The sequence below is a fragment of the Methylobacterium organophilum genome, assembly GCF_022179465.1.
GTDB classification, from domain to species: domain Bacteria; phylum Pseudomonadota; class Alphaproteobacteria; order Rhizobiales; family Beijerinckiaceae; genus Methylobacterium; species Methylobacterium organophilum.
Genome location: NZ_BPQV01000113.1, coordinates 1 through 205 on the forward strand (window position 1 = coordinate 1; position 205 = coordinate 205).

A 205-nucleotide genomic window follows, 5' to 3' on the forward strand; every position below is an offset into this window, starting at 1 on the left:
GCGGTGGAGCAGCAGGGCGCGGCCACGCAGGAGATCGTGCGCAACGTGGCCCAGGCCTCGACCGGCACGGCCGAGGTGACGACCAACATCACCGGGGTGGCGAACGCGGCGGAGGAGACGGGCGCGGCGGCCAACCAGGTGCTGGGCGCCGCCTCCGAGCTCTCGCGCCAGTCCGAGCGCCTCTCGGCCGAGGTCGCCCACTTCC

At 75.1% G+C, this 205-nt stretch carries 1 pseudogene; it reads left to right on the forward strand.

Annotated elements, in window-relative coordinates:
* Positions 1 to 205: pseudogene (locus tag MFF21_RS23935) on the forward strand (methyl-accepting chemotaxis protein); the annotation flags it as partial.